Here is a 1,088-nt window from a genome sequence, read left to right on the forward strand (position 1 = left end):
ACGAGCGGTGTCGGCGGACCGGTCCGTCAACCCGACGTCGTTTCCGGCCGGAGGTGGCACGATGCGAGCATGCGCATTCTGCTGAAGTTCGAGATCGACTGCGATCCGGATGCCGCCTGGCGAGCCCTGCACTCCCCGCGCGCGGTCGCGGAACTCTACGGACCCCTGCTGGACGTCGAGACGCTCGAAGAGGCTCCGACGTCGTTCTCCTCGGGCGACGACGTACCCGTACAGATGCGCGCGGCGGGGGTGTTCCCCGTGGGACGCCAGCTCATCTCCGTCGCGGATCGCGAGACCTTCGACGGCAACGGCCGGGTCCGGGTGTTCCGCGACTGGGGCGTCCCCCTCACCGGGCCGCTCGCGGCGCTCGACGTCTGGGACCACCAGATGGCGGTCTCGGCCGCGCCCGGCGACCCGAACCGGACCCTGTGGCGGGAACGCCTCACGATCGGTGGCGCGGCCGCCCCCGCCCTATGGCCCGGCCTCTGGGCCATGTGGCAGTGGCGCGCGGCGCGCATCCGCGCCCTCGCCCCGACGTGGGCGCACGACCCGGAGCTCACGGAGGACTGAGCCGCGGCCGGCGGTCGCGCAGCGCGTCGCGCCACCCCAACCTCAGCGATCCGCACAACCTCAGCCGAACTCGGCCGGATGCCACCGACCCACGGCGGGTCACTGAGGTTGCGCCGTCGGCACCCGGCGCGCGCCGCGCTCAGACCAGCCCGTGGCGGTACGCGAAGACGACGAGTTGCACGCGGTCGCGGAGGGCGAGCTTGGTCAGGATGCGACTCACGTGCGTCTTCACCGTCGCCTCCGACAGGAACTCGCGCGCGGCGATCTCGGCGTTGCTGAGCCCCGCCGCCGCGAGGGCGAAGATCTCGCGCTCGCGATCGGTCAGAGCGCCGTAGCTCGCGGGCAGCGGCTCGGTCGCGCCGCCCTGCGCGATGTGAGCGAACAGGTCGCGCGTGGCCTGCGCGGCGATCACCGCCGACCCGGCGTGCACCGTCCGCACCGCGGACAGCAGGAATTCGGGATCGGAGTCCTTGAGCAGGAACCGCTCGCGCCGTGCTGGATGGCGCGAGCCGCGGCCT

1 protein-coding gene and 1 pseudogene are annotated in these 1,088 nt (G+C 73.0%); one reads left to right on the top strand and one right to left on the bottom strand.

Annotation, left to right across the window (positions count from 1 at the left end; all coding sequences use genetic code 11):
• The first annotated feature begins 69 nt into the window (after window positions 1-69).
• Window positions 70-570 carry a hypothetical protein gene (locus I5G_RS02600; RefSeq protein WP_022877661.1) on the top strand — a complete coding sequence of 167 codons (501 nt, stop codon included), beginning with the start codon at window positions 70-72 and terminating at the stop codon, window positions 568-570.
• A 139-nt stretch (window positions 571-709) separates the two neighbouring features.
• Here the strand turns inward: I5G_RS02600 and I5G_RS20225 are convergent.
• Window positions 710-1,088, bottom strand: a pseudogene (locus I5G_RS20225) (DNA-binding response regulator); the annotation flags it as partial.

The organism is Microbacterium sp. B19 (assembly GCF_000333395.1).
Lineage (GTDB): Bacteria > Actinomycetota > Actinomycetes > Actinomycetales > Microbacteriaceae > Microbacterium.

Coding starts and splice junctions, on each gene's coding strand:
- I5G_RS02600 (WP_022877661.1), top strand. CDS start 70: ATGCGCATTCTGCTGAAGTTCGAGATCGACTGCGATCCGGATGCCGCC.